This window comes from Burkholderia sp. D-99 (assembly GCF_011605345.1).
In the GTDB taxonomy this organism is placed as follows: Bacteria; Pseudomonadota; Gammaproteobacteria; order Burkholderiales; family Burkholderiaceae; genus Burkholderia.
The window spans coordinates 169062-195714 of sequence record NZ_JAAOXM010000014.1 but is presented as its reverse complement, the minus strand read 5'-3'; the positions used below and the strand labels follow the sequence as shown (position 1 = coordinate 195714).

Below are 26653 nucleotides of genomic sequence, written 5' to 3'. Positions count from 1 at the left end.
CGATCGGCGCGTCGGGCTGCCGGATCCTGGTGACGCTGCTGCACGAGATGGCCAAGCGCGACGCGAAGCGCGGGCTGGCGTCGCTGTGCATCGGCGGCGGGATGGGCGTCGCGCTCGCGGTCGAGCGTCCGTAACCGGCCGTTCGTTACCGTCGAACCGAATCCGAGGCACCGGCCGATTGCGGCTTCGGCCGGCGCCACGTGAAGTCAGAGGGGGCCTCGGCAGCTCTCGAAACCAAAAAATGGAGTGAGATTCATGTCTCAGCGAATTGCGTACGTAACGGGCGGGATGGGCGGCATCGGCACCAGCATCTGCCAGCGTCTGTTGAAGGACGGCTTCAAGGTCGTCGCGGGTTGCGGCCCGAACTCGCCGCGCCGCGTGAAATGGATCGAGGACCAGAAGGCGCTCGGGTACGATTTCATCGCGTCGGAAGGCAACGTCGGCGACTGGGACTCGACCAAGGAAGCCTTCGACAAGGTCAAGGCCGAAGTCGGCGAGATCGACGTGCTGGTCAACAACGCGGGCATCACGCGCGACGTCGTGTTCCGCAAGATGACGCATGAAGACTGGACGGCCGTGATCGACACCAACCTGACGAGCCTGTTCAACGTGACGAAGCAGGTGATCGACGGGATGGTCGAACGCGGTTGGGGCCGGATCATCAACATTTCGTCGGTGAACGGCCAGAAAGGGCAATTCGGCCAGACCAACTACTCGACCGCGAAGGCCGGCATCCACGGCTTCACGATGTCGCTCGCGCAGGAAGTCGCGACGAAGGGCGTGACGGTCAACACCGTGTCGCCGGGCTACATCGGCACCGACATGGTGAAGGCGATCCGTCCGGACGTGCTCGAGAAGATCGTCGCGACGATCCCGGTGCGGCGTCTTGGCGGGCCCGAAGAAATCGGCTCGATCGTCGCATGGCTCGCGTCGAACGATTCCGGTTTCGCGACCGGCGCCGACTTCTCGCTGAACGGCGGCCTGCACATGGGCTGACGCCCAGGCTGCGCGGGCCGGGTGGCCGCGCAGCCGGGCGTGTTCCGAAGGCCCCCGCCTCCCGGATTCGGGCGGCGGGGATTCGTCACTTGCGCTACCGCTGCACTCAAAGGCGTTACATGACTACTACAAAGAAGACGGCCGAACGGCTCATCAAGAAGTACCCGAACCGCCGGCTCTACGATACCGAGACAAGCACGTACATTACGCTCACCGACGTGAAGCAACTCGTGCTGGAGCAGGAGGACTTCAAGGTCGTCGATGCGAAATCCAACGAAGACCTCACGCGCAGCATCCTCCTGCAGATCATCCTCGAAGAGGAAAGCGGCGGCGTGCCGATGTTCTCGTCGTCGATGCTGTCGCAGATCATCCGTTTCTACGGTCATGCGATGCAGGGCATGATGGGCACGTACCTGGAAAAGAACATCCAGGCGTTCATCGACATCCAGAACAAGCTCGCGGATCAGTCGAAGAACCTGTACGAAGGCAATGCGATGAATCCGGAAGTCTGGTCGCAGTTCATGAACATGCAGGCACCGATGATGCAAGGGATGATGACCAGCTACATCGAGCAGTCGAAGAACATGTTCGTGCAGATGCAGGAGCAGATGCAGAACCAGGCGAAGTCGATGTTCAGCACGTTCCCGTTCAAGCAGCCGGGCGCTTCGGAGCCGGAGAAGAAGTAACGGTTTCGCGGCTGGCCGATCGCGACACGGTGGCGCGAGCCATCGGGTGTCGGTGCCGCGAAGCAGCGCGGTGCGGGTCGGCCGATCGTGCATTCGGGCGCGACGATGTACGGCCGCCGCCTGCCGGACTATCTTGCCGACGGTCGTTCATGACCGTCGGTACCGAATGCGCGCGCCGGGTTCGGGCGTGCATGACCGTCGTCCAGTCGATCGAGATCCAGTCACCAGCGAAGAAACACCGGGGCGCGTCGCGCCGGATGGTGTGCGTTCGTGCAGGCGCGCGTACCATGAGCGGCGCTGCCCGGTGAAGCGTGGAGGCTGCCTTCGGCGAAATGCGACACCGGCGCCTGGGCACGACAGGCTGTGATAGGCAATGCCGCATCGATGCAGTGCGACCAAGAAAAAACCGACTGAGAGAGAGCATGCGAGGGATTCGAATGGCATCGGCCGGCAGGCTGGCTGGTCTCGCTTCGATGTTCATGGTGGGCGTTGGCGTGGCGCTACCGGCCGTTGCGATGGATTGCGCGAAAGCCGTGCAGCGGATCGAGAAGCGCATCTGCGCGAGCCCGGTGCTGCGCGCGGCCGACGCGCGCATGAATTCGGCGTACGCGGGCGCGCTGAAGGCCGCGCCGGACACGGCTATCCGCGACATGCTGGTGCGTAGCCAGCGCCGCTGGATCGACGCGCGCAACAATCGTCTCGACGCCGACTACGATGGCCGCCCGCTGGCCGTCGACGAAGTGCGCAAGGCAATCGACCGGCGCACCGCCGTGCTGGCCGATCAATCGGATAAGGGGTTGATCGCGCGCGCACAGGCCGAGCGCAAGTGGCTCGCGAATTACACGGGCGGCCCACTCACCGGTTTCGATGCAAACTGCGATTTCATTCCCGACGATGCGCGTGGCGCGCACGTTTCCTATGCGTGTTTCGGTGCGGTTCATGTGCAGCATCGTGCGCGGGTCTGCAGCCAGAGCGAGGACTGGGCGACCGGTGCGGTTTATGAGTACCGGTCGGTGAGTGCGGCCGACGGCGGGAAGGTGCGACCGGTGGCGTTTTGCGAAGCGCAGGCGCATGCGAGTGCGTGCGACCACGGCGGAACGCAATCGGGGTGGATGCGTGCGGGGGCGCCCGGTGGCGATAACCACGCGTCAGCGCCGGTAACCGGGTTGCCGCAACTCGACGCGGAAATGTGGCCGATCGGCGATGGAGACGATGCGGTGTGGTTCGATCGGTGCCTGAAGGCGTCGGTGTTTCCGGACATGCGATGAAGTGCCGAGCCCCGTGTTTGAGCAAGGCCCGCTTCGGCGGGCTTTTTTGTTTCGTCCGCCTCTTTCAAGTGCTGCGGATGTCGATCGACTGATCGTTTTGATGCCGGCGCGAGAGGGCGAGACGATCCGCGATGATGGGCGACAGGCAACCGCATAGCGGCGAAAAGGGGCGGACGGTATAGTCGGAATTCCGCAACTTCCGAATGTCACTCATGAGCGACAACCCGCTGCGCGTCGTCGTGGTTGGCGCAGGCATCGTCGGTGCATCCGCCGCGTGGCATCTTGCGCGATCAGGTGCGCAGGTCATGCTTCTGGAAAAACAGGCGGCGGCCGCAGGCGGCGCGACTCACTGGTCGTTCGGCTGGGTGGGCACCGGCAGCGCGCTTCCTTCTGAAAACCCGTCCGGATTCTCCCGCACGCTCGGAGCGCTCCCGGAGTTCGCCCGGCTGGAGCGTGAACTGGGCCCGTTGCCGGTGACGACGCGCGGGGCACTAGTCTGGCTGGACACGGATGCGCAGACCGCTGCATTGATCGACGAACAGCGTGCGGCGGGCGTGCAAATGGAAGCGCTGGGGCGTCGAGAGGTGGCCCGGCTGGAGCCGCGTCTTGCACGGCTTCCCGAACTGATTGCATGGGCACCGGACGATTTCGTGGTCGAGCCGATCGACTTGACGCATCAGTTGCTGGCCGGTGCGCAAGCCGCCGGCGCGCAGATCCGGTACGGTTGCGCAGTTGAAGCGGTCGAAACGCGCAATGGGCGCGCTGTCGGTGTACTTACCGCACACGGGCATGTGCCGGCGGATGTCGTCGTCCTGGCGAACGCTGCTTCCGCAGTCGCCATCGCCGCAGGCCTGGGCGTGTCATTGCCCGTTCGCGAGGAGCCGGCCGTCTTGATGCGTTTCGCGGCCGAGCCGGGGCTCATCAGCCACTTGCTCTACGGGCAGGATCTTGAAGTGCGTGTCGGCCTGTCGGGCAGCCTGCTGTCGGCTGCGGATCCTCCGGAAGAGGGGGACAGCGGACTTGCGGCGCTTGCTGCGCGTACGGCGTCGGACATTTCGGCACTGTTTGCCGATCCGCCGACGCTCACGCCGCTCTCCGCGCAATCGGCGCTTCGGCCGATGACGAACGACGGCGCGCCGATCAACGGATTCTTGCCGGGGGTTGCAGGGGTTTATGCGGTCGTCGCTCACCCAGGCGTGATCCTGGCGCCCCAGCTTGGGCGATTGGCAGCGAACGCGATCACGGGTGCGTAATTCGACGCGGGAGAGCGGGGCGGCGATCGACTGTGCGACGGGCGAAGCGGCAACTCGACGAGACGAAGCGGTTGCCTCGCAGGTTGATGCAGGCCCGGTATGTGGCTGCCAGGCAGGATTGACGCGGATCGTGATGCTGAACGCAGCACCGGGACAGAGGCGCTGCATGGGCATCGGTTCAGGCTGGCGTAACGCGTCTCTCGTCGTTCGTTAGTGCGTCGGATCGAAATCCTGCTCGCCATCCGACGGAGGAAGGTCGAGCACGAGCTTGACGGCGCTGTAGTTGGCCTTGAGCGAAAACACGCGGCCGATCACGAGAAACGTCTGACGCGAATTCTCGAGTTCGACGAAGTCGCCCGGTTGCGGCACGTGCGCGCCCTGGTCGTAGGAGAAACTGGTGCTGGTTTGCTCTCCGATGGCCTCTGCGGCGTGTTCGGTGAATTCGATCGTGATGTGGGTGGTCATGCGGGCCCCGTTGGGTCGATTGAAAAGGATGGACGCCTGGATTTTCGCATGGCTGCCGGCTGCGTTCGGGGCGATTTTTGTGCGGCATGTGGTATCGGTGGAGTGCCTTGGTGCGTTTGCCGAGGTGCTCGGCGGAATCGCTGGCTGTGCGCTATGCAGTCGCCGATTGGGTGTGGCGTGACGACGCGTTGACGAATGTATGCAGCCTGTTCAGCAAGCGATCTCCGACATACGTGTCCACTCAATCGAAGTGAGCACGTGTCACGCGGTCCGCAAGCTGCGGCTCACGGCACCAAGGCGGTAATCGTCGGATCCCATTCGTAGTGGCCGTGAAACTTCTGCGTTTCCCCTGCGGCCTCGAGCGCACACAAGGCAACCGAATCCAGCAGGCCACCGTTCCGTTTCCAATGACGCGCGTATCAAGGAGTGAGAGCGATCTTGGAACGTGAATCGCATCAAGGCCATCTTTGGTATCCGGGTTGGGCTCTTCGGCCCACGTTGGGGCAGGATCGCGACAAACCAGGTACCACAAATCACGACCACCTTGGAATTCGCGGTCCTGCTACGCGGCTAAGTCATGGGATAAAGCCATTGGCTCGAGATATTGGAGCAAGGCAACATCTGCGTTGTCGGTAACCCGATCTGCCATGACACACGCAGCGGTTTGGTCATCCATTGCAAGAAGGAAGTCACAAAGGTCTACCGGATGGCTTTGCGCATCTACTACAAGCCTGATAAACGACAAGCAGGCTGCATGCTATTTCTCCGCAAACGTCCCGGCCTCGATCCACACCATCTTGCCGGGATTCAGATACTTGCGGATGGCGGTGTTGACCTGATCGACGGTCAGGGCGCGGACGCGCTGCGGATAGGTATCGAGGTCGCTTAGGGGGCGATCCTGGAGCACCGTCTGGCTGAGCATGGCGGCCATCTGCCCAGTGGTTTCCATCGCGACTTGATGGCGACCGATCATGCCGTCTTTGCGTGCATCCAGTTCCGCCTGGGTGACGCCCTGTTTCCACCACGCGTTCAGTACGCTGCGGATGCTTGCGACACCCTTGTCCAGCAGGGGCGGGGCGAAGCTGGTGTTGATGAAGAATCCGCCGTCCATGACGGAGAGCCCGGACAGGCTGGCACGGATGCCGTAGGTCAGGCCTTCCTTGTCGCGGACGCTCGCCATCAGCCGGCCAGTGAAGCCGTTCCCGAGGATGTTGACGGCCGCGCTCAAGGGCAGGTAGTCGGCGTCGTTTGCGCGCAGGCCGATGGCCTGACCCAGCGTCACGCTGATGGATGCCTTGTCCTTCATCGCGATTCGCTGCGTGTCGGCCTGGCTCGCCTTGGGTGGCGGACCCTGTCGCACGAGGGCCCTGCCACCGCTCCAGCCCGCGAAGGCCTCGGTCACCATGGATTGCAGGCGGCGCGGGTCCGCTCCACCCACTACAACCAGCGTCATATGTGCCGGTCCGTAGTAGGTTTGATGAAACGCCTTGATATCGTCCAGCGTAGCCGCGGCAATGGCCTCGAGCATCCGCTCGCGCGGCACCGGGGCGTTGAGGTGCGCCTCGGGATAGATGGACCGATGCAGCGCCTCGGTCGCCTGGACCGACGGGATTTCTCCGGCGTTACGGACCGCGGCCGCCAGCCGGGTCTTGGCCTTGGCCAGTTCCTCGGCCTTGAAGGCCGGCACGCGCAACTGCTCGGCCATCAGGTCGATCAGCGTCGGCAAATCCTTGGTCAGGCTTTGGCCGTGTATGGCGACGTAGCCTCCGTCGGACTGGAATGACAACTGCGCACCCAGGCTGTCCAGCAGCGCGGAGATCGCCACCTTGTCGCGACGGGCGCTGCCTTCCTGCAGCAACATGCCGGTCAGCAGGGGCACGGCCGGATTGGCTGTCTTGCTGACCGCGTCGGCGTCGCCCAGGGGCATTACGCCGGATAGGGACACCATCTCATGCGGAGACATCGGATAGGTCAGCAGCGCGATGCTGCCGGCCTGGGCGCGCACAACGCGGTCGGCGATGCCTGCCTGAGCCGCAACAGGCAGCCATAGCACGGCGAACCACACGAACCATGTCCACAGATGGTTGAAACGAACCTGCTTCATGAAGATTTCTCCGGGACGAACCAGCCGGCAGTGCTCTGGTTTTCAATGAGGTACTTGCGGGCGACGCGCTGCACATCGGCGGGCGTCACCTTGTCCAGTTCTTCAAGCTCGGTGACGAACCGTGTCCAGTCGCCCAGCGAGACCGCGTTGCCCAATCGGGCGGACGTCAAGCTGACGCCATCACGCTGGTAGATCTGATCGGCTCGGTAAGGCCCCAGCACCCGCTGGATATCCTCGCGAGTGACGCCCGCGGTCTTGACGCGCTCCAGTTCGGTCCAGGCGATTTTCTCGGCCTGCTCGTGTTTCGCGTCGGGCGGTAGGCTGACAGTCACCACGAACGGACCGGGATCGCGCAGCGCATGGAAGCTGGCACCGGCATGCGTGGCAACTGCTGTGTCAACCAGTGCGCGATACAGCGGACTGCTCTTGCCCTGGCTCAATACCAGGCCCAGTACGGTCAGGGCTGCCGCATCGGGGTCAAGCGCGCGCGGCGCCTTGAAGGCAATGATCAGATTGCCTGTTGCGCCTGCGCGTTTGAGCACCAGCCTTCGCGGCCCCTGCTGTGGAGGTTCTTCGGTCGTGACAGCGGGGATGGCCTTGGGCGCGCGCGGGATGCCGCTGTAGTACTGCCTGACCCAGCCCAACGCCTGGTCCGGCCGGAAATCGCCGACAAGGATGACGACTGCGTTGTCCGGCCAGTAGAACGTGTCGTAGAAACGACGCAGCTTGTCCACGCTCACGTGCTCGATGTCGCTGCGCCAGCCGATGGTCGGATGGTGATAGGGGTGCGCCTGGTAAGCAGTGGCCATGACCTGCTGGAACAATGCGGTGAAAGGACGGTTCTCGCCCTGCTCGTACTCGTTGCGTACCACCGTCATCTCGCTGGCCAGATCTTCCGGGCGCAGCAGGAGGTTGCGCATGCGGTCGGCCTCGATGGCGATGTAGCCTTCCAGCGCATCGCGCCCGAGCGTGCCGAAGTAGTTGGTGCGGTCCATCGAGGTGGTTGCGTTGAAGGTCGCGCCCACTCGCTCCATGTAGCTGTTCAGTGAATTGCCGAGCGCCTTGTTGTAGTGCCGGCTGCCCTTGAACATCAGGTGCTCGAGCAGGTGGGTGTTGCCGGTCGTGCCGGTGGCTTCGTTGCGTGACCCCACTTGGTACAACACCTGGAAACTGACCACCGTCGCAGCGGGATCGGGCAGGGCAAGCACGGTGAGACCGTTGGCATCCAGACGGTATTCGTCGATACCGCCCAGGGAGCGGACGTGGGTAAAGCCCGTTACCTCGACGGGTTGGGCCATCGCTGTGCCTGCAATCAACAGGCACAGCGAGAGCCCGGTGCATATCAAACGTCGTACTGACATGGAACGTCCTTTCGTGTAGGCAGGATGAACGCGGAAGATCGGGCGCCGGCTCGGCGGTCAGTTGACCTGCCATGCGTCGAGCGCGGCGAACGTGAAGTTTTTCATATTGTCCGATGCGCGTTGACCGATGGTGCGTGCGGGGACATCGCTGCTGCGATGCGCTCGTTGACGGCCATACGCTGTTTGACCGTGGATGCGTAGCGACAGACGGCGCGATCTCCGTTGAACGTGCAGATCACCTGAAAGCGATTGTCGGGCTTGGACTTCTTCGATGGCGCGTCGCCCTGGGGTTTGCCGGCAAACAACGTAGGCAGGAGGCCGTTCGACGCTGAAGCACCGGCGGAAAATCGGGACTCGTCGCCGGTGCCCCGGTCGAGCGTGATGGCAATGGGGGCGCGACGGGGCAGCCTGTCGCACGCAAAGAGGGTTGGAGGCCAACGGCCCGCGTTGACTCGGGCGGCATCCTGCCGTGCCGGTTCTGCCGTCGTGGGCGTGGCGGCCTCGGCGTTCATCGAGGCCGGTACGGCGACCAGCAGCGCAAGTCGGCGCGCGAGTGCGCGCAAGGTGGCGACCTTCATTCGGCATCCCGTTCCAGGGTAAAGGCGATCGACGCGCGACCGCAATCGATATGCTCGCGCGGCCCGACGTCGTGACATCGAAGGCGGCGCGGCCTCGTGGCGAGCTGGTGAGCCAAATTCGACCCCGCGTGGCAAGGCAGGCGGGGCAGGGAGACTCATGTGCGATGCTACTTCGCGCCCCATCATCGTGAAATGAGACGAGTTCGAATCTTTGGGGCAGAACCGGCGTATTCGTCGGCGCGACCCGCCCATGAAAGATCACGAATGCAGGCTGCGTTTTGCCTTCCTTGCGGTCGAAAGCCAGCGAAAAAAGCACACCGGGATCGGCAGGAAGCGTGGCGCTGTTAGCGCATCAAATTCCTTTGTTTGGGTATCGCGCGGGCTGGTCGGGCGGCACTGCGTTGTTTCGAAGTGAAAGGGACGCATCAAACTGCCTCGCATGACGGGCCGTTGGCAGGGCGTGCATCCGATTTGAAGGTCGATACCGCCGTCGACCGCCTGTTTTGCCTCGCCGAACCCTAAATCGCTGTAAACTCACGCTTTTGCTGCCACGCCCCCACATTCCAGATGTCCCAATCCCCCAAAGTAGGGTTCGTATCCCTCGGGTGCCCGAAAGCCCTCGTCGATTCCGAACAGATCATCACGCAACTGCGTGCCGAAGGTTATGAAATCTCCGGCACCTACGACGGCGCCGACCTCGTCGTCGTGAACACCTGCGGCTTCATCGACGAAGCCGTGCAGGAAAGCCTCGACGCAATCGGCGAAGCGCTGACCGAGAACGGCAAGGTGATCGTCACCGGCTGCCTCGGCGCGAAGTCGAGCGCCAGCGGCTCGAACCTGATCGAGGAAGTCCATCCGAAGGTGCTCGCCGTCACCGGCCCGCATGCGGTGGGCGAAGTGATGCAGGCCGTGCATTCGCACCTGCCGAAGCCGCACGACCCGTTCACCGACCTCGTACCCGCGGCGGGCATCAAGCTCACGCCGCGCCACTACGCGTACCTGAAGATCTCCGAAGGCTGCAACCACCGTTGCACGTTCTGCATCATCCCGTCGATGCGCGGCGACCTCGTGTCACGCCCGGTCGCCGAAGTGATGCTGGAAGCGGAGAACCTGTTCAAGTCGGGCGTGAAGGAACTGCTCGTGATTTCGCAGGACACGAGCGCATACGGCGTCGACGTGAAGTACCGCACGGGTTTCTGGAACGGCAAGCCGATCAAGACGCGCATGACCGACCTCGTCGCCGCGCTCGGCGAACTCGCCGCGCAGTACGGCGCGTGGGTGCGCCTGCACTACGTGTACCCGTACCCGAGCGTCGACGAAGTGATTCCGCTGATGGCCGAAGGTCCGTTCAAGGGCCACGTGCTGCCGTATCTCGACGTGCCGTTCCAGCACGCGCATCCGGAAGTGCTGAAGCGCATGAAGCGTCCGGCGAACGCCGAGAAGGTACTCGAGCGCGTGCAGAAGTGGCGCGAGATCTGTCCGGACCTGACGATCCGCAGCACGTTCATCGCGGGCTTCCCCGGCGAGACGGAAGAGCAGTTCGAAACGCTGCTGGACTTCATCCGCGAGGCGGAGCTCGATCGCGTCGGCTGCTTCGCGTATTCGCCGGTCGAAGGCGCGACGGCAAACGAACTCGACGGCGCGCTGCCGGATGACGTTCGCGAGGAACGTCGTGCACGCTTCATGGAAGTGGCCGAGGAAGTGTCGGCGAACCGCATCCAGCGCAAGGTCGGCAAGACCCTCAAGGTACTGATCGACGAAGTCAGCGAGGAAGGCGGCATCGGCCGTACGGCGGCCGATGCGCCGGAGATCGACGGCGTCGTCTATGTCGAGCCGGCAGCGAAGGCCTCGAAGCGCTACAAGGTCGGCGATTTCGTGTCCGTGAAGATCACGGGCGCCGACGGCCACGATCTGTGGGGCGAGGTGTAAGCGATGACCGCCGCATTTCCGGAGATCCTCGCGCTCGGCGAGGCGATGATCGAATTCAACCAGTCGCAGCCGGGCCGGCCTGAATTCCTGCAGGGCTTCGGCGGCGACACGTCGAACTTCTGCATCGCCGCGGCGCGCCAGGGCGCGTCGACGGGCTTCGTGTCGGCGATCGGCGACGATCCGTTCGGCCGGCTGCTGGCCGACATGTGGCGCGCGGAATGCGTCGACACGACGTACGTGCGGATCGACCGAGCGGCGCCGACCGGCGTGTATTTCGTCACGCACGGCGCCGACGGCCACCAGTTCGACTACCTGCGCGCGGGCTCGGCGGCGAGCCGCTATGCAGCCGGCGACCTGCCGCTTGACGCACTGGCCGCCGCGAAGGCCGTGCACCTGTCGGGCATCAGCCTCGCGATCAGCACGGCCGCGTGCGACGCCGCGTTCGCGGCGATCGACCACGCGCGCCGCAACGGCGCGAAGGTCAGCTTCGACACGAACCTGCGCCTGAAGCTCTGGCCGCTGCCGCGCGCCCGCGCGGTGATGCGCGAGGCGCTGCGCCAGACGGATATCTGCCTGCCGAGCTGGGACGACGTGACGGCCATCACGGGCGCGAACGATCGTGACGCGATCGTCGACGTGATGCTCGAACACGGGCCGCAGGTCGTTGCGCTGAAGCTCGGCAAGGAAGGCGCCTACGTGGCGACGCCGAACGAGCGGCGCGTCGTGCCGGGCTTCGCGGTCGAAGCCGTCGACGCGACGGGCGCGGGCGATTGCTTCGGCGGTGCCTTCGTCGCGCGGATCGTCGCAGGCGACGATCCGTTCGCGGCGGCGCGTTATGCGAATGCGGCGGCGGCGCTGTCGACGACGGGCTACGGCGCGGTCGCGCCGATTCCGCAGCGCGAGGCGGTGGAGCGCCTGATGCAAGGCTGATGCGGCATGCGCGCGCCGGCCACGGCACGGCACGGCGGGCAGGGCATCGCCGCGATTTTCGAGCGAATCTGAAGCAAGGAGCAACACAAGGTGGGTCGATATTCGCAATGGCAACGGGCGCTCGTCGTCGCGGGCGCGCTGGCGGCGGGCATGGCGGTGCCAGGTGTGGTCACGGCACAGGCCGTCGCGCCGGGCGTGCAGCAGGATGAACCTGCAGCGGCGCGGCCGCTGAAGCCGAATCCCGAGTTTGCCCGCCTGCCGCGCTACGAAGGCACGCTGGGCGACCGGCCGATCGTCGTGCATCTCGGCCCGAAGACGGACGAGGAAGGCGTGCACGGTGAATACCAGTTCGCCGATACGGGCGAGGTCGTGCTGCTCGCGGGCGATCGCGACGGCGACACGCTTGAAATAGAGGAATCGAACGACGGCACGAACATCACGGGTGTGTGGGTCGGCCGCTTCGACGCGACGGGCGCCCTGAAGGCCGACCGGATGAATTCGGACGAGTCGGATCCGCAGCCCGTCGTGCTGCGTCTCGCGCCGGGCAAGCGCGCGGCGCTACAGGTGCGCGACGGTCGCGTGCAGGAAATCGAGACGGTGGGTGGCGTGGTCAATCTGCGCACCGACGACTGAACCCGCGCTGGCTCGGCGCGCGCGGCGCGCATTGTACCGGGCCAATTGCGCCGATCTTGGCTAATCTAGCGACATATTCCGCAACCGAACGGCCTCGTGCCCGGCTTCCTGACATGACTGCATCCACTCCCAAGCGCGCGCTGCAAACCCGCATCGTTCAACCCGACGACGTGATCCCGGAAGGTTTCCGTTCGTTCGTGCCGCCGGTCGCGCGTGCGTCGACGGTCGTGTTCCCCGATCTCGCGACGATGCGTGCGCTCGTCTGGCACAACGACAACCAGTGGCGCTACGGGCTGCACGCGACGCCGACGTCGCTCGCGCTCGCGCAGCGGCTCGCCGAGATCGAGGGCGGCACGCATGCGCTGCTGCAGCCGTCGGGCCTCGCGGCCATCATGAACGTCTACTTCGGGATCGTGAAAACCGGCGACGACGTGCTGATTCCGCACAACGTGTACGGGCCGAACGCCGATTTCGGCAACTGGCTCGCGAAGGATTTCGGCATCACCGCGCGCTTCTACGATCCGCTGGTCGGTGCCGGCATCGCCGACCTGATCCAGCCGAACACGCGGCTGATCTGGATCGAGGCGCCCGGCTCGGTGACAATGGAAGTGCCCGACGTGCGGGCGATCACGGCGGCCGCGAAGGCGCGCGGCATCGTCACCGCGATCGACAACACCTTTTCGGCCGGGCTCGCGTTCAAGCCGTTCGAACACGGCGTCGACATCTCGGTGCAGGCACTGACCAAGTACCAGTCGGGCGGCAGCGATGTGCTGATGGGCGCGACGATCACCGCGGATGCCGAGTTGCAAGCAAAGCTGAAGCTCGCACGGATGCGCTGCGGCGTCGGCGTGTCGGTCGACGATTGCTCGCTCGTGCTGCGCAGCCTGCCGAGCATGCAGGTGCGCTTCGACGCACACAGCAAGAGCGCGCTCGCGCTGGCGCATTGGCTGAAGGCGCGGCCGGAGATCGCGTCGGTGCTGCATCCGCAGATCGCCGATTGCCCGGGGCATGCGTCGTTCGTGCGCGATTTCACCGGCGCGGGCGGGTTGTTCTCGGTGGTGTTCGACGAACGCTACAGCGCGGAGCAGATCGACCGCTTCGTCGAGTCGCTCGACCTGTTCGCGATCGGCTGGAGCTGGGGCGGCGCGTGCAGTCTCGCGATGCCTTACGACGTCGCGTCGATGCGTCCGGACTGGCCGCATCGCGGCACGCTGGTGCGTTTCTATGTCGGCCTGGAAGACGAAGCCGACCTGCGCGCGGACATCGAGCGCGCGATGCAGGCCGTACTCGGCTGATCGCCAGCCGATATCGTTCGTCGGAACGACAAAACGCCGGCGCGATGCAACATCGCGCCGGCGTTTTTCATTTGACGCGCGGCAGGATCAGAACAGCCGCAGCAGCCCGTCGAGGCCGACGTGATCGAACGCGACCGTTGCTGCGTCGCGCACGACGGGCTTCGCGTGGTACGCGACCGACAGCCCGGCTTCGGCCATCATCTTCAGGTCGTTCGACCCGTCGCCCATCGCGATCGCACGGCTCGGCTCGAGGCCGAGCGACGCGCACGTCTCGCGCAGCAGGCGCGCCTTCACGTCGGCGTTGACGATTTCGCCGAGCACCTTGCCGGTCAGCTTGCCGTCGACGATCTCGAGCGTGTTCGCATGTGCGTAGTCGAGGCCGAGGCGCGCCTTCAGCCGCTCGGTGAAGAACGTGAAGCCGCCCGACACGAGCAGCGTCTTCATGCCGGCGGCCTTCACGCCGGCGAGCATCGTCTCGGCGCCCGGCGTCAGTTGCAGCCGTTCCTCGTACACGCGTTCGAGCGCGTGCGCGTCGAGCCCGGCGAGCAGCGCGACGCGGCGCGTGAGGCTTTCGTTGAAGTCGCGGATCTCGCCGCGCATCGACGCTTCGGTGATCTCGGCGACCTGCGTTTTCAGGCCGCAGAAATCGGCGATCTCGTCGATGCATTCGATCGTGATCAGCGTCGAATCCATGTCCATCACGGCGAGCCCGAAATCGGCGAGCGTGCGGCCGGCCTCGACGAATGCGAAGTCGAGCGCGTGCGTGCCGCAGTACGCGTCGATGTCGAGGCGCTGTGCGGGGCTCGCGTTTTCGATACGCAGCGCATGATCGTCGGTCTGCACGATGCGGGTGCCGCGCGACAGCGCGAGCAGCGGTTTGTGATGGGCGTCCGACAGCGGCGCAAGACTCTGGATGACGAGGTTGTGGGTCATGACGGGATGATTGGGAGGCGAATGAAAAGCGTGCGCGGCCAAAATGGGCGGCCGTCTGCGTGCGTGGCCCCGTTCGGCTGCGGGCCATTGCGTCGCGAACGCGTCATTGTAGCCGCTCGGTCGGGGCCGGTACGAATCCTGAGGCCGGACGCGAAACGGCACGTTCGCGGCGCGAGTACGAGCACTTGTGCCTAACGTTCGTCCGCGCGATCCCAATAAGGCGGATCGCCGAAATGCTCGGCGAGGAACGCGATGAAGGCGAGCGTTTTCAGCGGCACGTGCGCGCGGCTCGGATAAACGGCCCAGATCGCGATGTCCTCCGCGAACGGATAGTCGTCGAGTACCGTGACGAGCGCGCCGCTCGCGAGCAGCGGACCGACGTCCCAGGTCGACTTGATCGCGATCCCGAAGCCGTCGACGAGCGCTTCGCGGATGGCCTCGCCGTTGCTCGCGACGAGCCGGCCGCCGACCCGCACGGTGAGCGGGCCTTGCGGTGTGGCGAACGACCAGTCGCGCTGGTCGCCGAGGATCACGCACTCATGCTGCGCGAGGTCGGCCGGATGGCGCGGCGTGCCGTGCTCGGCAAGATACGCGGGCGAGCAGCACAGCACGCGACGGTTCACGGCGAGCTTGCGCGCGACGAGTGTCGAATCCTTCAGCGCGCCGAGGCGGATCGCGATGTCGTAGCCGTCGTCGACGAGATCGACGATCTCGTCCGACAGCCGCAGATCGAGCGACACGGACGGATAGCGGCGCAGGAAGGCGGGAATCACCGGCGCGACATGCTGCCGGCCGAACGACGACGACATCGACACCTTCAGCCGTCCGTACGGCTCGGTGCGGCCGTGGCCGACCGACGCGCGCGCGGCGTCGGCGGCCGACAACAGCGTGTCGGCGTGCGCCATGAAAACTTCGCCGTCCTGCGTGAGGCTGATGCGACGTGTGGTGCGGTGCAGCAGCCGTGCGCCGAGCTGCCGCTCGAGCTGCGCGATGCGTGCGCTCGCGACCGCGGCCGACACGCCGAATTCGCGCCCGGCCGCGGTGACGTTCGCGAGCAGTGCCGCGCGAACGAACAGCGCGACGTCGAGCAGGTCGAGCGGCTTGTCGGGGGCCGGAATCGGGTCGAAGGCCATTATTCTGAAATTCCTGAAAATGTTTCAGGAAATATAGCGGTTTTCTCGAATGATCGGGTTGCCTACGATGGCGTTCATGGGGCTGCGCCGCGGCCCCCAGGTTTCCTCTGAAGGAGTTTCATGATGAAGGCCGTTGGACTGACCCGTTATCTGCCGATCGACGACCCGCAAGCCTTGCTCGACGTGGAGCTGCCGCAACCAGTGCCGGGCCCGCGCGACCTGCTCGTGAAGGTCGAGGCGATTTCCGTGAACCCGGTGGACACCAAGGTGCGCGCGCCGAAGCCGCAGGTCGAGGACACGCCGCGCGTGCTCGGCTGGGATGCGGCCGGCACGGTGGTCGCGGTCGGCGCCGACGTCACGTTGTTCCGGCCCGGCGACGAAGTGTTCTACGCGGGCAGCATCACGCGGCCCGGCGCGAACAGTGAATTCCATACGGTCGACGAGCGGATCGCCGCGCTGAAGCCGCGTACGCTCGATTTCGCCGCGGCGGCCGCACTGCCGCTCACCGCACTGACCGCGTGGGAAGCGCTGTTCGACCGGCTGCATGTGTCGCCGCAGGGCGCGGACGCCGGCAAGTCGGTGCTGATCATCGGCGGCGCGGGCGGCGTGGGCTCGATCGCGATCCAGCTCGCGAAGGCGCTGGGTAAGCTGCACGTGATCGCGACCGCGTCGCGGCCGGCGTCGGCCGAATGGGTGCGCGCGCTGGGCGCGGATGCGGTGGTCGACCATTTCGGCGACTTGCCTGCGCAGTTGCGCGAGGCCGGGCATCCGAACGTCGACTACGTGCTGATTTTCAACGATACGGATCGTCATTTTCCTGCCGCTGCGGAGGTAATCCGGCCGCAGGGCGGCATTTGCACGATCGTCGAGAACGACAAGCCGGTGCCGGTCGAACTGCTGAAGTTGAAGAGTGCCGCGTTTCACTGGGAGTTCATGTTCACGCGTGCGATGTTCGAGACGCCGGACATGATCGAGCAGCACCGGATCCTCGGCGAAGTCGCGCGGCTCGTCGACGGCGGCACGCTGCGCACCACGCTCGGCGAACAGCTCGGCACGATCAATGCCGCGAACGTGCGGCGCGCACACCAGTTGCTCGAGGCCGGCCGCTCGATCGGCAAGCTCGTGCTGAGCGGCTTCTGAGCCGGCATCGCGCGTAAGGTTACGGCGCCGCGAACGCAAGCGGGGTAACACCCGATGCGTTTGCGGCGCACGGCCTCCTCCTTGGCGGTAGACTGACAGCGCATCATGCATCGAAAACCGCGCGGCACGCGCGTGCCGCCGCATACCAAGGAGGTCAGCATGAGCCAACGCAGCTTGTCAGTCGCCGCATCGTGGTCGGTCGTGTTCGCGGCGGCGTGTGTCAGCGCGAGCGTATTCGCGGCGCCGCCGGTCAAGGGCAGCCTGAAGGGTGGCGGCACCGGACAGCTGGAATACACCGTCAAGGTCGACTCGAAGACCTTCGGCAATACGCAGGAGACCCGCAAGATCCGCTCGGGCGAGACGGACGACTTCAACTGGAAGTCGGTGCCGCCGAGCGGTGCGGTCGCGATGCCGGACGGTTGCCCGAACGCCGACAGCCTGCCGCGCGACGAGAACGGCGCGATGGTGCGCCAGACCCAGGTGCGGCTCGCGCCGTCGATCGACGCGAAGGGGATCGCCAACGTGCAGATGAGTTTCCAGGCGTCCGCGCCGAAGGGTACGCGCAACGTGACGGTCGGCGGCAAGTCGCTGCAATGCCCGGACGTCGTGTCGGTGAGCCAGGTGAAGTGGGTGTCGATCCCGACCAACGGCGGTTCGAAATCAATCTCGATGAGCGACGGCACGAAGGTGACGGTGTCGATCAAGCGCTGAGCGGCGCGCGCGGGCCGGTGCCGGAACCGGTGCGCGCGCAACGGATTCGGCTCGCGGGCTGGCACGGCGCACGTGACCGTTTCGTGTTGCCGTCATGATGCTTTCCCGCGATCTGCTTCGCGGTACCGTGCTGCTGCATCGGCATGGCAGCCGTTCGGCGGACGGTAGCTTCGCGTGGCGACCTGCGTGACGTCATGCGAATGTCACGCTATGCTCGCCCGCATCATCATCTTCCTGTAACGACATCCCGATGAAATGCCGAATGCGCGCGTTGCTGTGTGCTGTTGCGTTCGTCGCCGCACATGCACACGCGGCCGACGATTGCGGTTTCGTGAAAAAGGTCGAGTTGCCGTCGCGGCAGCAAGTAGCGGTCGTGTCGAGCGGCGCGCTTGAACCGTGCTCGACCGGCAGCTACGCGGTGCGTGTGTATTCGACCGCGCATGCGGCCCCCGGCTTCGATACCGATGATTACGTGACAGGCGTGCTGCATGTACGTGACGGTACGGTCACCGATGCGTTCACGGCCGACCTCGGCGCGCGGGCGCCGCAGGCGCTCGTCGTGACGACACGCTCGGCCGGCAGCGGCGGTTATGTCGGCGCGCAGGCCTTTGTGACGACGCCGCGCGCGGTGCGGCTCGTTGCGTCGGTCGACGGGCTCGCGCCGGATGGGGACATCGCGGCGGCATTGCGGCAGGCGATCGGCAAACGCCGCGGCGTGCGCTGACCGACGAACCGCGCGAGCGCATCGCGCGGCGACACCGCGTGTCAGTGCGCGCGTTCTTCGAGCCGCGATGCGAGAAAGCGGTGATCGGCCGAGAACAGCCGGCGATAGGTCATCAGTACCGCACCGACGGTGCCGAGCGCGGAAGCCGCGGCGATCAGGAACATGATCACGATCTGGTAGCGCACGGCCTGCAGCGGCGACTGGCCGGCGAGCACCTGGCCCGTCATCATCCCCGGCAGGCTGACGACGCCGACGACGGCCATCTGGTTCAGCGTCGGCAGCATGCCTGCACGCACGGCCTGGCGCGCAGCGTCCTGCGCGGCTTCCCAGCGCGTCGCGCCGAGCGCGAGTGCGGTTTCGACACGGTCGCGGCGCGCCGTGAGCTCTTCCATCATCCGCTCGACGCCGAGCGACACGCCCGTGAGCGTATTGCCGAGAATCATCCCGAGGATCGGAATCGCGTATTGCGGTGCGTACCACGGATGGATGCGGATCACGACGAACAGGCCGACCGCCGCGACGAACCAGCTGCTGAACCAGATCGACGCGATGCTGTCGATGCGCTGGCCGCGGTAGGTGCGTTTGCCGCGCCCCGCGCCGGCGAACCCGGCGATCAATGTCATCAGCGCGGTGAGCGGCAGCACGATGTACCAGTGAGGATGACCGAATACCCAACCGAGCACATAGCCGATCGCGAGCAACTGCACAACGGTGCGCACGGCCGCGAGCGCGAGCTTGCGGCCGAGGCCGAGCGACAGTGCCATCGAGATCGCGCCGTTGACCGCGACGAGCGCGGCGGCGATGCCGACGTCGACGAGGCTCAGGTCCTGCAGTGCGGGGCTCATTGTGTTGTCTCCGTCGGGTTTGCAACGTGCATCACGCCGGCCTGCATCACGAGCCGCATCGTGCCGATCCGCGCGGCCTGGGCCGGATCGTGCGAGATCCACATGTATGCGCGGGCGTCGGGTGCCGCGTCGAACCACGCACCGACGAGCGCCTCGATCGCACGCGCCGATTCAGGATCGAGCGCGGAGGTCGGCTCGTCGAGCAGCAGCACGTCGGGGTCGAGCTGCAGCACGCGCAGCAGCGCGGCGATCTGCGCTTCGCCGCCCGACAAGTCGCTCGCGCGCTTGTCGAGAAAGTCGGCGCCGCGGCCGGCCTGCGCGGCGAGCGCTTCGGCGCGTGCGCGATCGAACGCCACGTCACGATAGATCGCGAGCGAATACGGATAGCGCAACTGCGATTCGACGGTGCCGTCCATCTGCGCGGGGCGCTGGCGTACATAGGCGACGCTGCGCCGGTAACGCGGGATCGCACTGCGCCGGATCCGTTCGCCGCGCCACAGGATGTGGCCGCCGTCGAGCGGGTCGAGCAGCGCGAGCGCGCGCAGCAGCACGCTCTTGCCCGACCCGGACGGCCCGGTGATAGCAATTCGCGATCCTGCTGCGAGGCTGAAATCGGTCGGGGCGAGCAAGGTCTTGCCGCTGCTGGCATCGCGCCGCGTGATGCGCTGTGCATCGATGAGGCCGGTGGGGGCTGTCATGTCACAAATGAAAAAAAGCGTTAATGGCGTCGAAGCGTCACCATGGCGTGCGTCATAATACCGATTGAAAAGCCGCGGGTGTCGTGCGCCGTTCGTCCACGCAAGCGGCCCGGCATGGTGCGGCAACATTTCAGAACAACAACGGAACCGCCATGACGCTTACCCGAGCCATCGGCAAATCGGCTGCATGGATCGTCGGTATCGTCGCGGTGCTCATCGCGGCGGCCGGCGTCTTTCTTTTCGTCTTCGACTGGAACCGCGCGAAACCGTGGGTCAACGAACAGGTGAGTGCCGCACTCGGCCGCCCGTTCGTGATCAACGGCGACCTGAAGGTCGGCTGGCGCCGCCCCGACGGCGAAACCGGCTGGCGTGCCTGGGTGCCCTGGCCGAGCTTTTCGGCCACGCAGCTCGAGATCGGCAACCCCGACTGGGCGAAGACGCCCAAGTTCGTCACGCTCGACGCCGCGCACTTCGATCTCGCGATCCTGCCGCTGCTCGCGCGTGAAATCGTCATCCCGTCGATCGACGTCGTGAATCCGGCCGTCGACCTCGAGCGGCTCGCCGACGGCCGCAATACGTGGACCTTCCAGTTCAAGCAATCGTCGCAGCCGTCGCCGTGGAAAGTGCGGCTCGACAGCTTCGGCTTCGCGAAGGGCACCGTCACGTATCGCGACGCGATCACGAAGGCCGACCTGACCGTTGCGATCGATACGCTCGGGCAGCCGATTCCGCTCGGCGACGTGCTGAAGGAGCAGGAGCAGACGTCGCGCGCGGCATCGGCGCAGCGTGTCGGCAAGCACGGCGCCGCGCAACTGAGCGCAAAGGCCAACGCGGAGGCTGCGTCGAGCGCGTCCGCCGCGCCGGCTGCAAGTGCGGCGTCGGTGGAGGGGGCTTCGGCCGCGCCTGCCGCGGTGCCGGCTGCGTCGTCGTCCACCTCTTCAGCATCGGTTGCTGCTGCCGCTTCCAGTGCAAGCGGCGCAACCGGTGCCGCGGCGCCCGCGAAGCCGTCCGGCCCGACCTATGCGTTCGGGCTGAAGGTCGACGGTCGCTACAAGAACGTGCCGATCACCGGTACCGGCAAGCTTGGCGGCGTGCTGGCGATCCAGGATGCGTCGCGGCCGTTCCCGCTGCAGGCCGACGTGAAGGCCGGCGACACGCGGCTCGCGATCGTCGGCACGCTGACCGATCCGATGCATCTCGCGGCCATCGACCTGCGACTCTGGCTGCAGGGCACGTCGATGTCGCATCTTTATCAGCTCAGCGGCATCACGCTGCCCGATACGCCGCCTTACGCGACCGAAGGGCGGCTGATCGGCAACTTCAAGCGGCACGCAAGCACGTTCCGCTACGAGAATTTCAACGGCCGCGTCGGCGGCAGCGATCTTGGCGGAACGCTGGCCTACGAGCAGCGCGAACCGTGGCCGAAGCTGTCGGGCGAACTCGTGTCGAACCTGCTGCAGTTCTCCGACCTCGCCCCGGTGATCGGTGCGGATACGGCCGCGAGCAAGGCCAAGCGCGGCGACACGACGAAACAGCCGTCGAGCCGCGTGCTGCCGGTCGAGACGTTCCGCACCGACCGCTGGCGTGCGCTCGATGCGGACGTCAAGTTCACGGGGCGCAAGCTGGTCAAGAGTTCGGACCTGCCGATCACCAACCTGTACACGCATATCGTGATGCAGGACGGTGTGCTGTCGCTCGAGCCGCTGCAGTTCGGCGTCGCGGGCGGCACGCTCGCGACGACCGCGCGCCTCGACGGCAGCGGCGCGCCGCTGAAGGGCCGCTTCACGGTGGCTGCGCGGCACCTGAAGCTGAAGCAACTGTTCCCGGCGCAGAAGGTCATGCAGTCGGCGCTCGGCGAGATCAACGGCGATGCGTCGCTGTCGGCGACCGGCAACTCGCCGGCCGCGCTGGCCGCGACGTCGAACGGGGAAGTGAAGGCGCTCGTGACGGACGGCCGCATCAGCCGCCTGCTGATGGAAGCGGCGGGGCTGAACGTCGCGAACGTCGTCTACGAGAAGCTGTTCGGCAACAACGACGTGAAGATCAACTGCGCGGCGATCGACTTCGTCGCGACCAACGGCATTCTCGACCCGAAGGTGTTCGCGCTCGATACGGACGACGCGCTGATCAACGTCGACGGCCCGATCAGCCTGCGCGACGAAACGCTCGACCTGAAGATCCATCCGCATACGAAGGGCTTCCGGATCTTCTCGCTGCGCTCGCCGCTGTATGCGAAGGGCACGTTCAAGAACCCGAACGTCGGCGTCGATGCGACCGCGCTCGCGCTGCGCGCCGGTGCGATGCTCGGCCTCGGCCTGATCAACCCGTTCGCGGCCTTGATTCCGCTGATCGCGCCGAGCAACAACAAGGATGTGCCGTGCTCGGAGCTGTTCGGCCAGATGAATGCGAAGGCCGCGCAGCGGGCGGCGGCGAAAGCCGGCAAGTGATGGATGCACGTCGCGCGACGAACGCGACGCGTGGGCGCTCGATGCAACCGCCGCGTGCGTCGCTCAGACGCTCAGACGCTCAGACGCTCAGACGCTCAGACGCTCAGACGCTCAGACGCTCAGACGCTCAGACGCTCAGACACGCAGAAACGCAGAAACGCAGAAACGCAGAAACGCAGAAACGCAGAAACGCAGAAACGCAGAAACGCAGAAACGCAGAAACGCAGAAACGCAGAAACGCAGAAACGCAGAAACGGCCAGCCGCCCGGCAGTACCGGGCAGGCGCCGTGATGTCCGCCCGCGACGCGTCAGCGGCCCGCGCGCGCCCACAGCAGCACGGGGTCGACCTCCCGGCCGTCGATCCGCACTGGGGCGGCGGGGCCGATCTGCAGGCGATCGCCGTCGAGCCTGGCGATTCGCTGCTGGACGTTGCCGACCCAGTTCGGGAACAGGCTGACGTCCATTTCGTGGGTCAGCGTGCCGTCGTCGCCGACATGAAAGGGGCCTGAATAGGCGATGTAGCCGCGCGCGGCGGCCGCGCACTCGTCCTCTGCGCCGTGGTGCAGGTCGCCGTTCGCGTACGGCGGCCGGCCGGCGGCCATCAGCTGGGCCGACATGTAGCCGTCCCGCGTATAGAGAATCCAGCCGCGCGCGTCGCGGCCGAGCGGATAGGCGATGGCACTGCCGTCCCGCGGGCGGACTTCGTAGGACACGAGGCGCCACGCGCCGACGAGTTGTTCGCGAAGCTGGCTGGCAAGCATGCGGGATTCCGGTAGGGCGGCGGTGGGGCGCGTGCCGTCGTGTTGGCGGGCCGCTGCGCGGCCGGCCAGGGGGCCTGGAATGCGCTGCGGGAACGGCGTGGTCGGCAGTTTCTCCGACACCTGCTAAAATACACGGTTTTCCGTCGATTTATCCTTTAACGGGACCTGCCGTGCTTTCTACTGCCAACATCACGATGCAATTCGGGCCAAAGCCCCTGTTCGAGAATATCTCGGTCAAATTCGGCGAGGGCAACCGCTATGGTCTGATCGGCGCGAACGGCTGTGGCAAGTCGACGTTCATGAAGATCCTCGGCAGCGACCTCGAGCCGAGCGCCGGCAACGTCGCGCTGGAGCCGAACGTCCGCCTGGGCAAGCTGCGCCAGGACCAGTTCGCGTACGAAGACGTGCGCGTGCTCGACGTCGTCATGATGGGCCACACCGAAATGTGGGCCGCGATGACCGAGCGTGACGCGATCTACGCGAACCCCGAAGCCACCGACGACGACTACATGCACGCCGCCGAGCTCGAAGGCAAGTTCGCCGAATACGGCGGCTACGACGCCGAAGCGCGCGCAGGCGCGCTGCTGCTCGGCATCGGCATCGAGGAGAAGTTCCACACCGGCACGATGAGCGACGTCGCGCCGGGCTGGAAGCTGCGCGTGCTGCTCGCGCAGGCGCTGTTCTCGAAGCCGGACGTGCTGCTGCTCGACGAACCGACCAACAACCTCGACATCAATTCGATCCGTTGGCTCGAGCAGACGCTCAATGAGTACAACTCGACGATGATCATCATTTCGCACGATCGTCACTTCCTGAACTCGGTGTGCACGCACATGGCCGACATGGACTTCGGCACGCTGAAGGTCTGGCCGGGCAACTACGACGACTACATGCTCGCATCGGCACAGGCGCGCGAGCGCCAGGCCGCGGCGAACACGCGTGCGAAGGAACGCGTGGCCGAACTGCAGGACTTCGTGCGCCGCTTCTCGGCGAACAAGTCGAAGGCCCGCCAGGCAACGAGCCGCGCGAAGCAGATCGACAAGATCAAGATCGAGGAATTCAAGCCGTCGTCGCGCCAGAACCCGTTCATCCGTTTCGAGTTCGAGAAGAAGCTGCACAACGTCGCGGTGGTGGCTGAAGACATCACGAAGAAGTACGAGCGTACGATCTTCCAGAACTTCAACCTGTCGGTGCAGCCGGGCGAGCGCATCGCGATCATCGGCGAGAACGGTGCAGGCAAGACGACGCTGCTGCGTTCGCTGCTCGGCGCGCTCGCGCTCGAACACGGCACGGTGAAGTGGTCCGAGAACGCGAATGTCGGCTACATGCCGCAGGACACGTACGAGGAGTTCCCGAACGACATCACGCTGATGGACTGGATCGACCAGTACCGCAAGGACGGCGACGATGAAACGATGGTGCGCGGCACGCTGGGCCGCCTGCTGTTCTCGTCGGACGACATCAAGAAGTCGGTGAAGGTGCTGTCGGGCGGCGAGAAGGGCCGCATGATCTGGGGCAAGCTGATGCTCGGCCGCCACAACGTGCTGCTGATGGACGAGCCGACCAACCACATGGACATGGAGTCGATCGAGTCGCTGCAGATCGCGCTCGAACAGTTCGAAGGCACGCTGATTTTCGTGTCCCACGACCGCGAATTCGTGAGCGGGCTGGCGAACCGGATCATCGAAGTGCGGACGGACAGCACGCTGTTCGACTTCGGCGGTAACTACGAGGAATTCCTGACGAGCCAGGGGCAGGAGTAAGTGTGCTGAGGCGTCGTCCGGTCATGTGTCCCGGCTAGGCTGGTAGGCAGTACCCCCAGCCGGACCCCCGGAGCGAACCGCCGGAAGTACATCAGGCCCGCATCGACAGCGTTGTCGATGCGGGCTTTTTCATGTCCGCTTGCAGCGAAGTCCGGCAGCGTCGTGCATTCCAGTTTCCTCCCGCGAATCGACTTCGGGTAAATTACCCACCGAACGCCAATCATCATTCCCCATTTCGACCCGGAGCCGTCCCCCGATGCCGGACCAACCTCGCCCGCTCGACCTGTCCGGCCTCGCGCAAAGCCTGTACGCGCAGGGCACCGAGGAGGGCATCCTGTCGCGCCTGATGGAGCGGGTCGCGCCGGTCAACCGGTTTTGCGTCGATATCGGCGCGAGCGACGGCCTGCGCAACAGCAACACCGCCCGGCTGTTGCGCGAACAGGATTGGGCCGGCGTGCTGGTGGAAGGCAGCGCGTACCGGTTCGGCAAGCTCGCCGGCCACTACGCGGGCGCGGAGCGCGTCCGCCTGCATCACGATCGCGTCCAGCCCGACACGGTCGATCGCCTGCTTGCCGATGCGAATACGCCGACCGACTTCGACCTGCTGTCGATCGACATCGACGGCAACGACTACTGGGTCTGGCGCGGCCTGCAAGCGTTCGAGCCACGCATCGTCGTGATCGAATACAACCCGTACTACACGCCGCCCGAGCGTTGGGTCATGTGCTTCAACCCGGACCACGAATGGGACGGCTCGACCTATTACGGCGCGAGCCTCGAATCGCTCGTCCATCTCGGCAGGCAGAAGGGCTATGAACTCGTCTGCTGCGACGACATGGGCAACAACGCATTCTTCGTGCGGCAAGACCTGTATCCGCTGCTCGGCATCGCGAACAACGATCCATCGGTGCTGTTCCGCCCGGCGATGTACAAGGTACGCTACGTCGGGCACAACACGTTCCTGAGCGGGCATCCGTATCGATACGGGCCGGCCGAGCACATCTGAATGGACCCGCTCGCCGCGACCTTCGACGAGATCCTGAACGCCTACGCGCTCGGTCGTAGCGGGCCGCCGCGCCAGGTCGGCGAACGCGTGTGGCACCTGCCGACCGATGACGGCGGCGTAGCGGTCAAGCTCTACGCGCTCGCGCACCAGGCGCGTGCGGCGAAGGAAGCCGCGGTGCTCGCGCACTTCGAGACGCACGGCGATGCGCGTTTCCATGTGCAGGCGCTGAAACGCACGGCGGCCGGCGCGCCGCTGTGGACGGGGTCCAACGCCCACGCGATGCTCACGCGCTGGGAAACCGGGCAGTTTAGAACCTACGACACGTTTTCGCCGGCCGAATGGGATGCGCTGGGCGCGAGCCTGGCGGCGTTGCATCTGAGCCTCGAGCGGCTGCATCTGCCGCAGCTCGACACGATCCGCGCACGACTGGCCGCGATCGACGCGGATGGGGTGCGCCGCAGCCTGCTGGACGCACTGGATCGCGCGCGCTCGAACGACGGCGCCGGGAACCTGCGCCGCTACGTCGATCTCGCGCTGCGCATGCTCGACCGCTACTATCCGGGCAGCATCGACGCGTTTCCCGCCGACGATCCGCAGCACCCGGTCCACAACGACTACAACCAGTTCAACTATCTGTTCACGGGCACGCTGCCGCCGCTCATCCTCGACTGGGAAGCGGCGATCGGCGCGCCGCGCGAATACGAACTGGTGCGTTGCCTGAACCATCTGCCGCTGGAGGCGCCGCACCTGGCGGAAGCGTTCGTGCGGGCATATCGGCGGACCCGGCCGGTCGATCCTGCGCGCATTGCCTGGGCGGTCGATGCCGCGTGTCTGCAGCACGCGCTGAAGCTCTGGATCGTGCAAGGCTGGCTCGACGAGCCGTCGCGTTTCGCGTCGCATCTGAACGGCGCGGTGACGATGGCATCCGCGATGGTGGATGCGCGCGAGCGCCTGGTCGATTTCTTTTCCCGTTGCCTGGAAGCAGGACGCTGAA

General features: G+C 65.6%; 24 protein-coding genes and 1 pseudogene. 16 read left to right on the top strand and 9 right to left on the bottom strand.

All coding sequences use genetic code 11. The annotated features are described in order from the left end of the window. The 5 genes and pseudogenes from HAV18_RS34070 to HAV18_RS34050 all read left to right on the top strand — a co-directional run. Positions 1–134, top strand: a pseudogene (locus HAV18_RS34070) (acetyl-CoA C-acetyltransferase); the annotation flags it as partial. A 121-nt stretch (positions 135–255) separates the two neighbouring features. Then, positions 256–996 carry a 3-ketoacyl-ACP reductase gene (locus tag HAV18_RS34065; protein ID WP_166964704.1) on the top strand — a complete coding sequence of 247 codons (741 nt, stop codon included), beginning with the start codon at positions 256–258 and terminating at the stop codon, positions 994–996. 119 nt (positions 997–1115) lie between these two features. Then, the gene (gene phaR, locus HAV18_RS34060) at positions 1116–1682 is read left to right on the top strand and encodes a polyhydroxyalkanoate synthesis repressor PhaR (protein ID WP_006485265.1); all 567 of its coding nucleotides are present in this window, start codon (positions 1116–1118) and stop codon (positions 1680–1682) included. 422 nt (positions 1683–2104) lie between these two features. Continuing rightward, entirely contained in the window at positions 2105–2950 is an 846-nt protein-coding gene (locus HAV18_RS34055) for a lysozyme inhibitor LprI family protein (RefSeq protein ID WP_166964702.1), read from the top strand. Positions 2951–3162: 212 nt separating this feature from the next. Continuing rightward, positions 3163–4203, top strand: coding sequence for an FAD-binding oxidoreductase (locus tag HAV18_RS34050; protein ID WP_166964700.1), 1041 nt, complete (start codon positions 3163–3165; stop codon positions 4201–4203). A gap of 210 nt (positions 4204–4413) precedes the next feature. Here the strand turns inward: HAV18_RS34050 and HAV18_RS34045 are convergent, their stop codons facing one another. The 4 genes from HAV18_RS34045 to HAV18_RS34030 all read right to left on the bottom strand — a co-directional run bounded on the left by HAV18_RS34045 (position 4414) and on the right by HAV18_RS34030 (position 8711). Further along, positions 4414–4668, bottom strand: coding sequence for a hypothetical protein (locus HAV18_RS34045; protein ID WP_166964696.1), 255 nt, complete (start codon positions 4666–4668; stop codon positions 4414–4416). A gap of 757 nt (positions 4669–5425) precedes the next feature. Then, positions 5426–6772 (bottom strand): pitrilysin family protein, encoded by a 1347-nt coding sequence (locus HAV18_RS34040; RefSeq protein ID WP_166964693.1) that lies wholly within the window; start codon positions 6770–6772, stop codon positions 5426–5428. Next, complete coding sequence (locus HAV18_RS34035) at positions 6769–8133, bottom strand: pitrilysin family protein (RefSeq protein WP_166964691.1); 1365 nt, start codon at positions 8131–8133, stop codon at positions 6769–6771. Before HAV18_RS34035 ends, HAV18_RS34040 begins: the two co-directional genes overlap by 4 nt. Positions 8134–8234: 101 nt before the next feature. Then, positions 8235–8711 (bottom strand): hypothetical protein, encoded by a 477-nt coding sequence (locus HAV18_RS34030; RefSeq protein WP_166964689.1) that lies wholly within the window; start codon positions 8709–8711, stop codon positions 8235–8237. Between the two features lie 567 nt (positions 8712–9278). Between HAV18_RS34030 and rimO the strand changes: the two genes are divergently transcribed. The 4 genes from rimO (at position 9279) to HAV18_RS34010 (ending at position 13498) form a co-directional block, all read left to right on the top strand. Beyond that, the gene (gene rimO / locus HAV18_RS34025; RefSeq protein ID WP_166964687.1) at positions 9279–10640 is read left to right on the top strand and encodes a 30S ribosomal protein S12 methylthiotransferase RimO; all 1362 of its coding nucleotides are present in this window, start codon (positions 9279–9281) and stop codon (positions 10638–10640) included. A 3-nt stretch (positions 10641–10643) separates the two neighbouring features. Then, the gene (locus HAV18_RS34020) at positions 10644–11570 is read left to right on the top strand and encodes a sugar kinase (RefSeq protein ID WP_166964685.1); all 927 of its coding nucleotides are present in this window, start codon (positions 10644–10646) and stop codon (positions 11568–11570) included. A 90-nt stretch (positions 11571–11660) separates the two neighbouring features. Next, a complete protein-coding gene (locus tag HAV18_RS34015; protein ID WP_166964683.1) occupies positions 11661–12203 on the top strand; it encodes a hypothetical protein in 543 nt (180 codons plus the stop codon). 113 nt (positions 12204–12316) lie between these two features. Continuing rightward, positions 12317–13498, top strand: coding sequence for a cystathionine beta-lyase (locus HAV18_RS34010; protein WP_166964681.1), 1182 nt, complete (start codon positions 12317–12319; stop codon positions 13496–13498). A gap of 87 nt (positions 13499–13585) precedes the next feature. Here the strand turns inward: HAV18_RS34010 and serB are convergent, their stop codons facing one another. Next, positions 13586–14431 carry a phosphoserine phosphatase SerB gene (gene serB / locus HAV18_RS34005; RefSeq protein WP_166964680.1) on the bottom strand — a complete coding sequence of 282 codons (846 nt, stop codon included), beginning with the start codon at positions 14429–14431 and terminating at the stop codon, positions 13586–13588. A 191-nt stretch (positions 14432–14622) separates the two neighbouring features. Continuing rightward, positions 14623–15564: a LysR family transcriptional regulator gene (locus HAV18_RS34000; protein ID WP_166964678.1), complete on the bottom strand. Its 942-nt coding sequence runs from the start codon at positions 15562–15564 to the stop codon at positions 14623–14625. 123 nt (positions 15565–15687) lie between these two features. Between HAV18_RS34000 and HAV18_RS33995 the strand changes: the two genes are divergently transcribed. From HAV18_RS33995 to HAV18_RS33985, 3 genes are all read left to right on the top strand, one after another. Further along, complete coding sequence (locus HAV18_RS33995; RefSeq protein WP_166964676.1) at positions 15688–16704, top strand: zinc-binding alcohol dehydrogenase family protein; 1017 nt, start codon at positions 15688–15690, stop codon at positions 16702–16704. Between the two features lie 159 nt (positions 16705–16863). Next, a complete protein-coding gene (locus HAV18_RS33990) occupies positions 16864–17415 on the top strand; it encodes a DUF6013 family protein (RefSeq protein WP_166964674.1) in 552 nt (183 codons plus the stop codon). A gap of 250 nt (positions 17416–17665) precedes the next feature. Continuing rightward, entirely contained in the window at positions 17666–18139 is a 474-nt protein-coding gene (locus tag HAV18_RS33985) for a PliI family lysozyme inhibitor of I-type lysozyme (RefSeq protein WP_166964672.1), read from the top strand. 41 nt (positions 18140–18180) lie between these two features. Here the strand turns inward: HAV18_RS33985 and HAV18_RS33980 are convergent, their stop codons facing one another. Next, positions 18181–18984, bottom strand: a complete 804-nt coding sequence (locus HAV18_RS33980; protein ID WP_021159773.1) for an ABC transporter permease — start codon at positions 18982–18984, stop codon at positions 18181–18183. Then, positions 18981–19682, bottom strand: a complete 702-nt coding sequence (locus HAV18_RS33975; RefSeq protein ID WP_166964670.1) for an ATP-binding cassette domain-containing protein — start codon at positions 19680–19682, stop codon at positions 18981–18983. The genes HAV18_RS33980 and HAV18_RS33975 overlap by 4 nt, the downstream gene beginning before the upstream one ends. Before the next feature lie 152 nt (positions 19683–19834). On the opposite strand from HAV18_RS33975, the gene HAV18_RS33970 reads away from it, so the two are divergent. Beyond that, positions 19835–22129: an AsmA family protein gene (locus HAV18_RS33970; RefSeq protein ID WP_166964667.1), complete on the top strand. Its 2295-nt coding sequence runs from the start codon at positions 19835–19837 to the stop codon at positions 22127–22129. A 308-nt stretch (positions 22130–22437) separates the two neighbouring features. Here HAV18_RS33970 and HAV18_RS33965 read toward each other — a convergent pair whose 3' ends face one another. Then, the gene (locus HAV18_RS33965) at positions 22438–22890 is read right to left on the bottom strand and encodes a lipocalin-like domain-containing protein (RefSeq protein ID WP_166964665.1); all 453 of its coding nucleotides are present in this window, start codon (positions 22888–22890) and stop codon (positions 22438–22440) included. A 170-nt stretch (positions 22891–23060) separates the two neighbouring features. Between HAV18_RS33965 and HAV18_RS33960 the strand changes: the two genes are divergently transcribed. The 3 genes from HAV18_RS33960 to HAV18_RS33950 all read left to right on the top strand — a co-directional run bounded on the left by HAV18_RS33960 (position 23061) and on the right by HAV18_RS33950 (position 26652). Next, a complete protein-coding gene (locus HAV18_RS33960) occupies positions 23061–24653 on the top strand; it encodes an ABC-F family ATPase (RefSeq protein WP_166964663.1) in 1593 nt (530 codons plus the stop codon). Between the two features lie 256 nt (positions 24654–24909). Then, on the top strand, positions 24910–25659 hold the full coding sequence (locus HAV18_RS33955; protein WP_166964661.1) for an FkbM family methyltransferase: 750 nt from the start codon (positions 24910–24912) through the stop codon (positions 25657–25659). Further along, a complete protein-coding gene (locus HAV18_RS33950) occupies positions 25660–26652 on the top strand; it encodes a phosphotransferase enzyme family protein (RefSeq protein WP_166964659.1) in 993 nt (330 codons plus the stop codon). Position 26653: the final 1 nt, after the last annotated feature.

Coding starts and splice junctions, on each gene's coding strand:
- HAV18_RS34045 (WP_166964696.1), bottom strand. CDS start 4,668: ATGACCACCCACATCACGATCGAATTCACCGAACACGCCGCAGAGGCC.
- phaR (WP_006485265.1), top strand. CDS start 1,116: ATGACTACTACAAAGAAGACGGCCGAACGGCTCATCAAGAAGTACCCG.
- HAV18_RS34050 (WP_166964700.1), top strand. CDS start 3,163: ATGAGCGACAACCCGCTGCGCGTCGTCGTGGTTGGCGCAGGCATCGTC.
- HAV18_RS33995 (WP_166964676.1), top strand. CDS start 15,688: ATGAAGGCCGTTGGACTGACCCGTTATCTGCCGATCGACGACCCGCAA.
- serB (WP_166964680.1), bottom strand. CDS start 14,431: ATGACCCACAACCTCGTCATCCAGAGTCTTGCGCCGCTGTCGGACGCC.
- HAV18_RS34010 (WP_166964681.1), top strand. CDS start 12,317: ATGACTGCATCCACTCCCAAGCGCGCGCTGCAAACCCGCATCGTTCAA.
- HAV18_RS33965 (WP_166964665.1), bottom strand. CDS start 22,890: ATGCTTGCCAGCCAGCTTCGCGAACAACTCGTCGGCGCGTGGCGCCTC.
- HAV18_RS34040 (WP_166964693.1), bottom strand. CDS start 6,772: ATGAAGCAGGTTCGTTTCAACCATCTGTGGACATGGTTCGTGTGGTTC.
- HAV18_RS34055 (WP_166964702.1), top strand. CDS start 2,105: ATGCGAGGGATTCGAATGGCATCGGCCGGCAGGCTGGCTGGTCTCGCT.
- HAV18_RS34000 (WP_166964678.1), bottom strand. CDS start 15,564: ATGGCCTTCGACCCGATTCCGGCCCCCGACAAGCCGCTCGACCTGCTC.
- HAV18_RS33955 (WP_166964661.1), top strand. CDS start 24,910: ATGCCGGACCAACCTCGCCCGCTCGACCTGTCCGGCCTCGCGCAAAGC.
- HAV18_RS33985 (WP_166964672.1), top strand. CDS start 17,666: ATGAAATGCCGAATGCGCGCGTTGCTGTGTGCTGTTGCGTTCGTCGCC.
- HAV18_RS34030 (WP_166964689.1), bottom strand. CDS start 8,711: ATGAAGGTCGCCACCTTGCGCGCACTCGCGCGCCGACTTGCGCTGCTG.
- HAV18_RS34065 (WP_166964704.1), top strand. CDS start 256: ATGTCTCAGCGAATTGCGTACGTAACGGGCGGGATGGGCGGCATCGGC.
- HAV18_RS33990 (WP_166964674.1), top strand. CDS start 16,864: ATGAGCCAACGCAGCTTGTCAGTCGCCGCATCGTGGTCGGTCGTGTTC.
- HAV18_RS33980 (WP_021159773.1), bottom strand. CDS start 18,984: ATGAGCCCCGCACTGCAGGACCTGAGCCTCGTCGACGTCGGCATCGCC.
- HAV18_RS33950 (WP_166964659.1), top strand. CDS start 25,660: ATGGACCCGCTCGCCGCGACCTTCGACGAGATCCTGAACGCCTACGCG.
- HAV18_RS33975 (WP_166964670.1), bottom strand. CDS start 19,682: ATGACAGCCCCCACCGGCCTCATCGATGCACAGCGCATCACGCGGCGC.
- rimO (WP_166964687.1), top strand. CDS start 9,279: ATGTCCCAATCCCCCAAAGTAGGGTTCGTATCCCTCGGGTGCCCGAAA.
- HAV18_RS34035 (WP_166964691.1), bottom strand. CDS start 8,133: ATGTCAGTACGACGTTTGATATGCACCGGGCTCTCGCTGTGCCTGTTG.
- HAV18_RS34020 (WP_166964685.1), top strand. CDS start 10,644: ATGACCGCCGCATTTCCGGAGATCCTCGCGCTCGGCGAGGCGATGATC.
- HAV18_RS33970 (WP_166964667.1), top strand. CDS start 19,835: ATGACGCTTACCCGAGCCATCGGCAAATCGGCTGCATGGATCGTCGGT.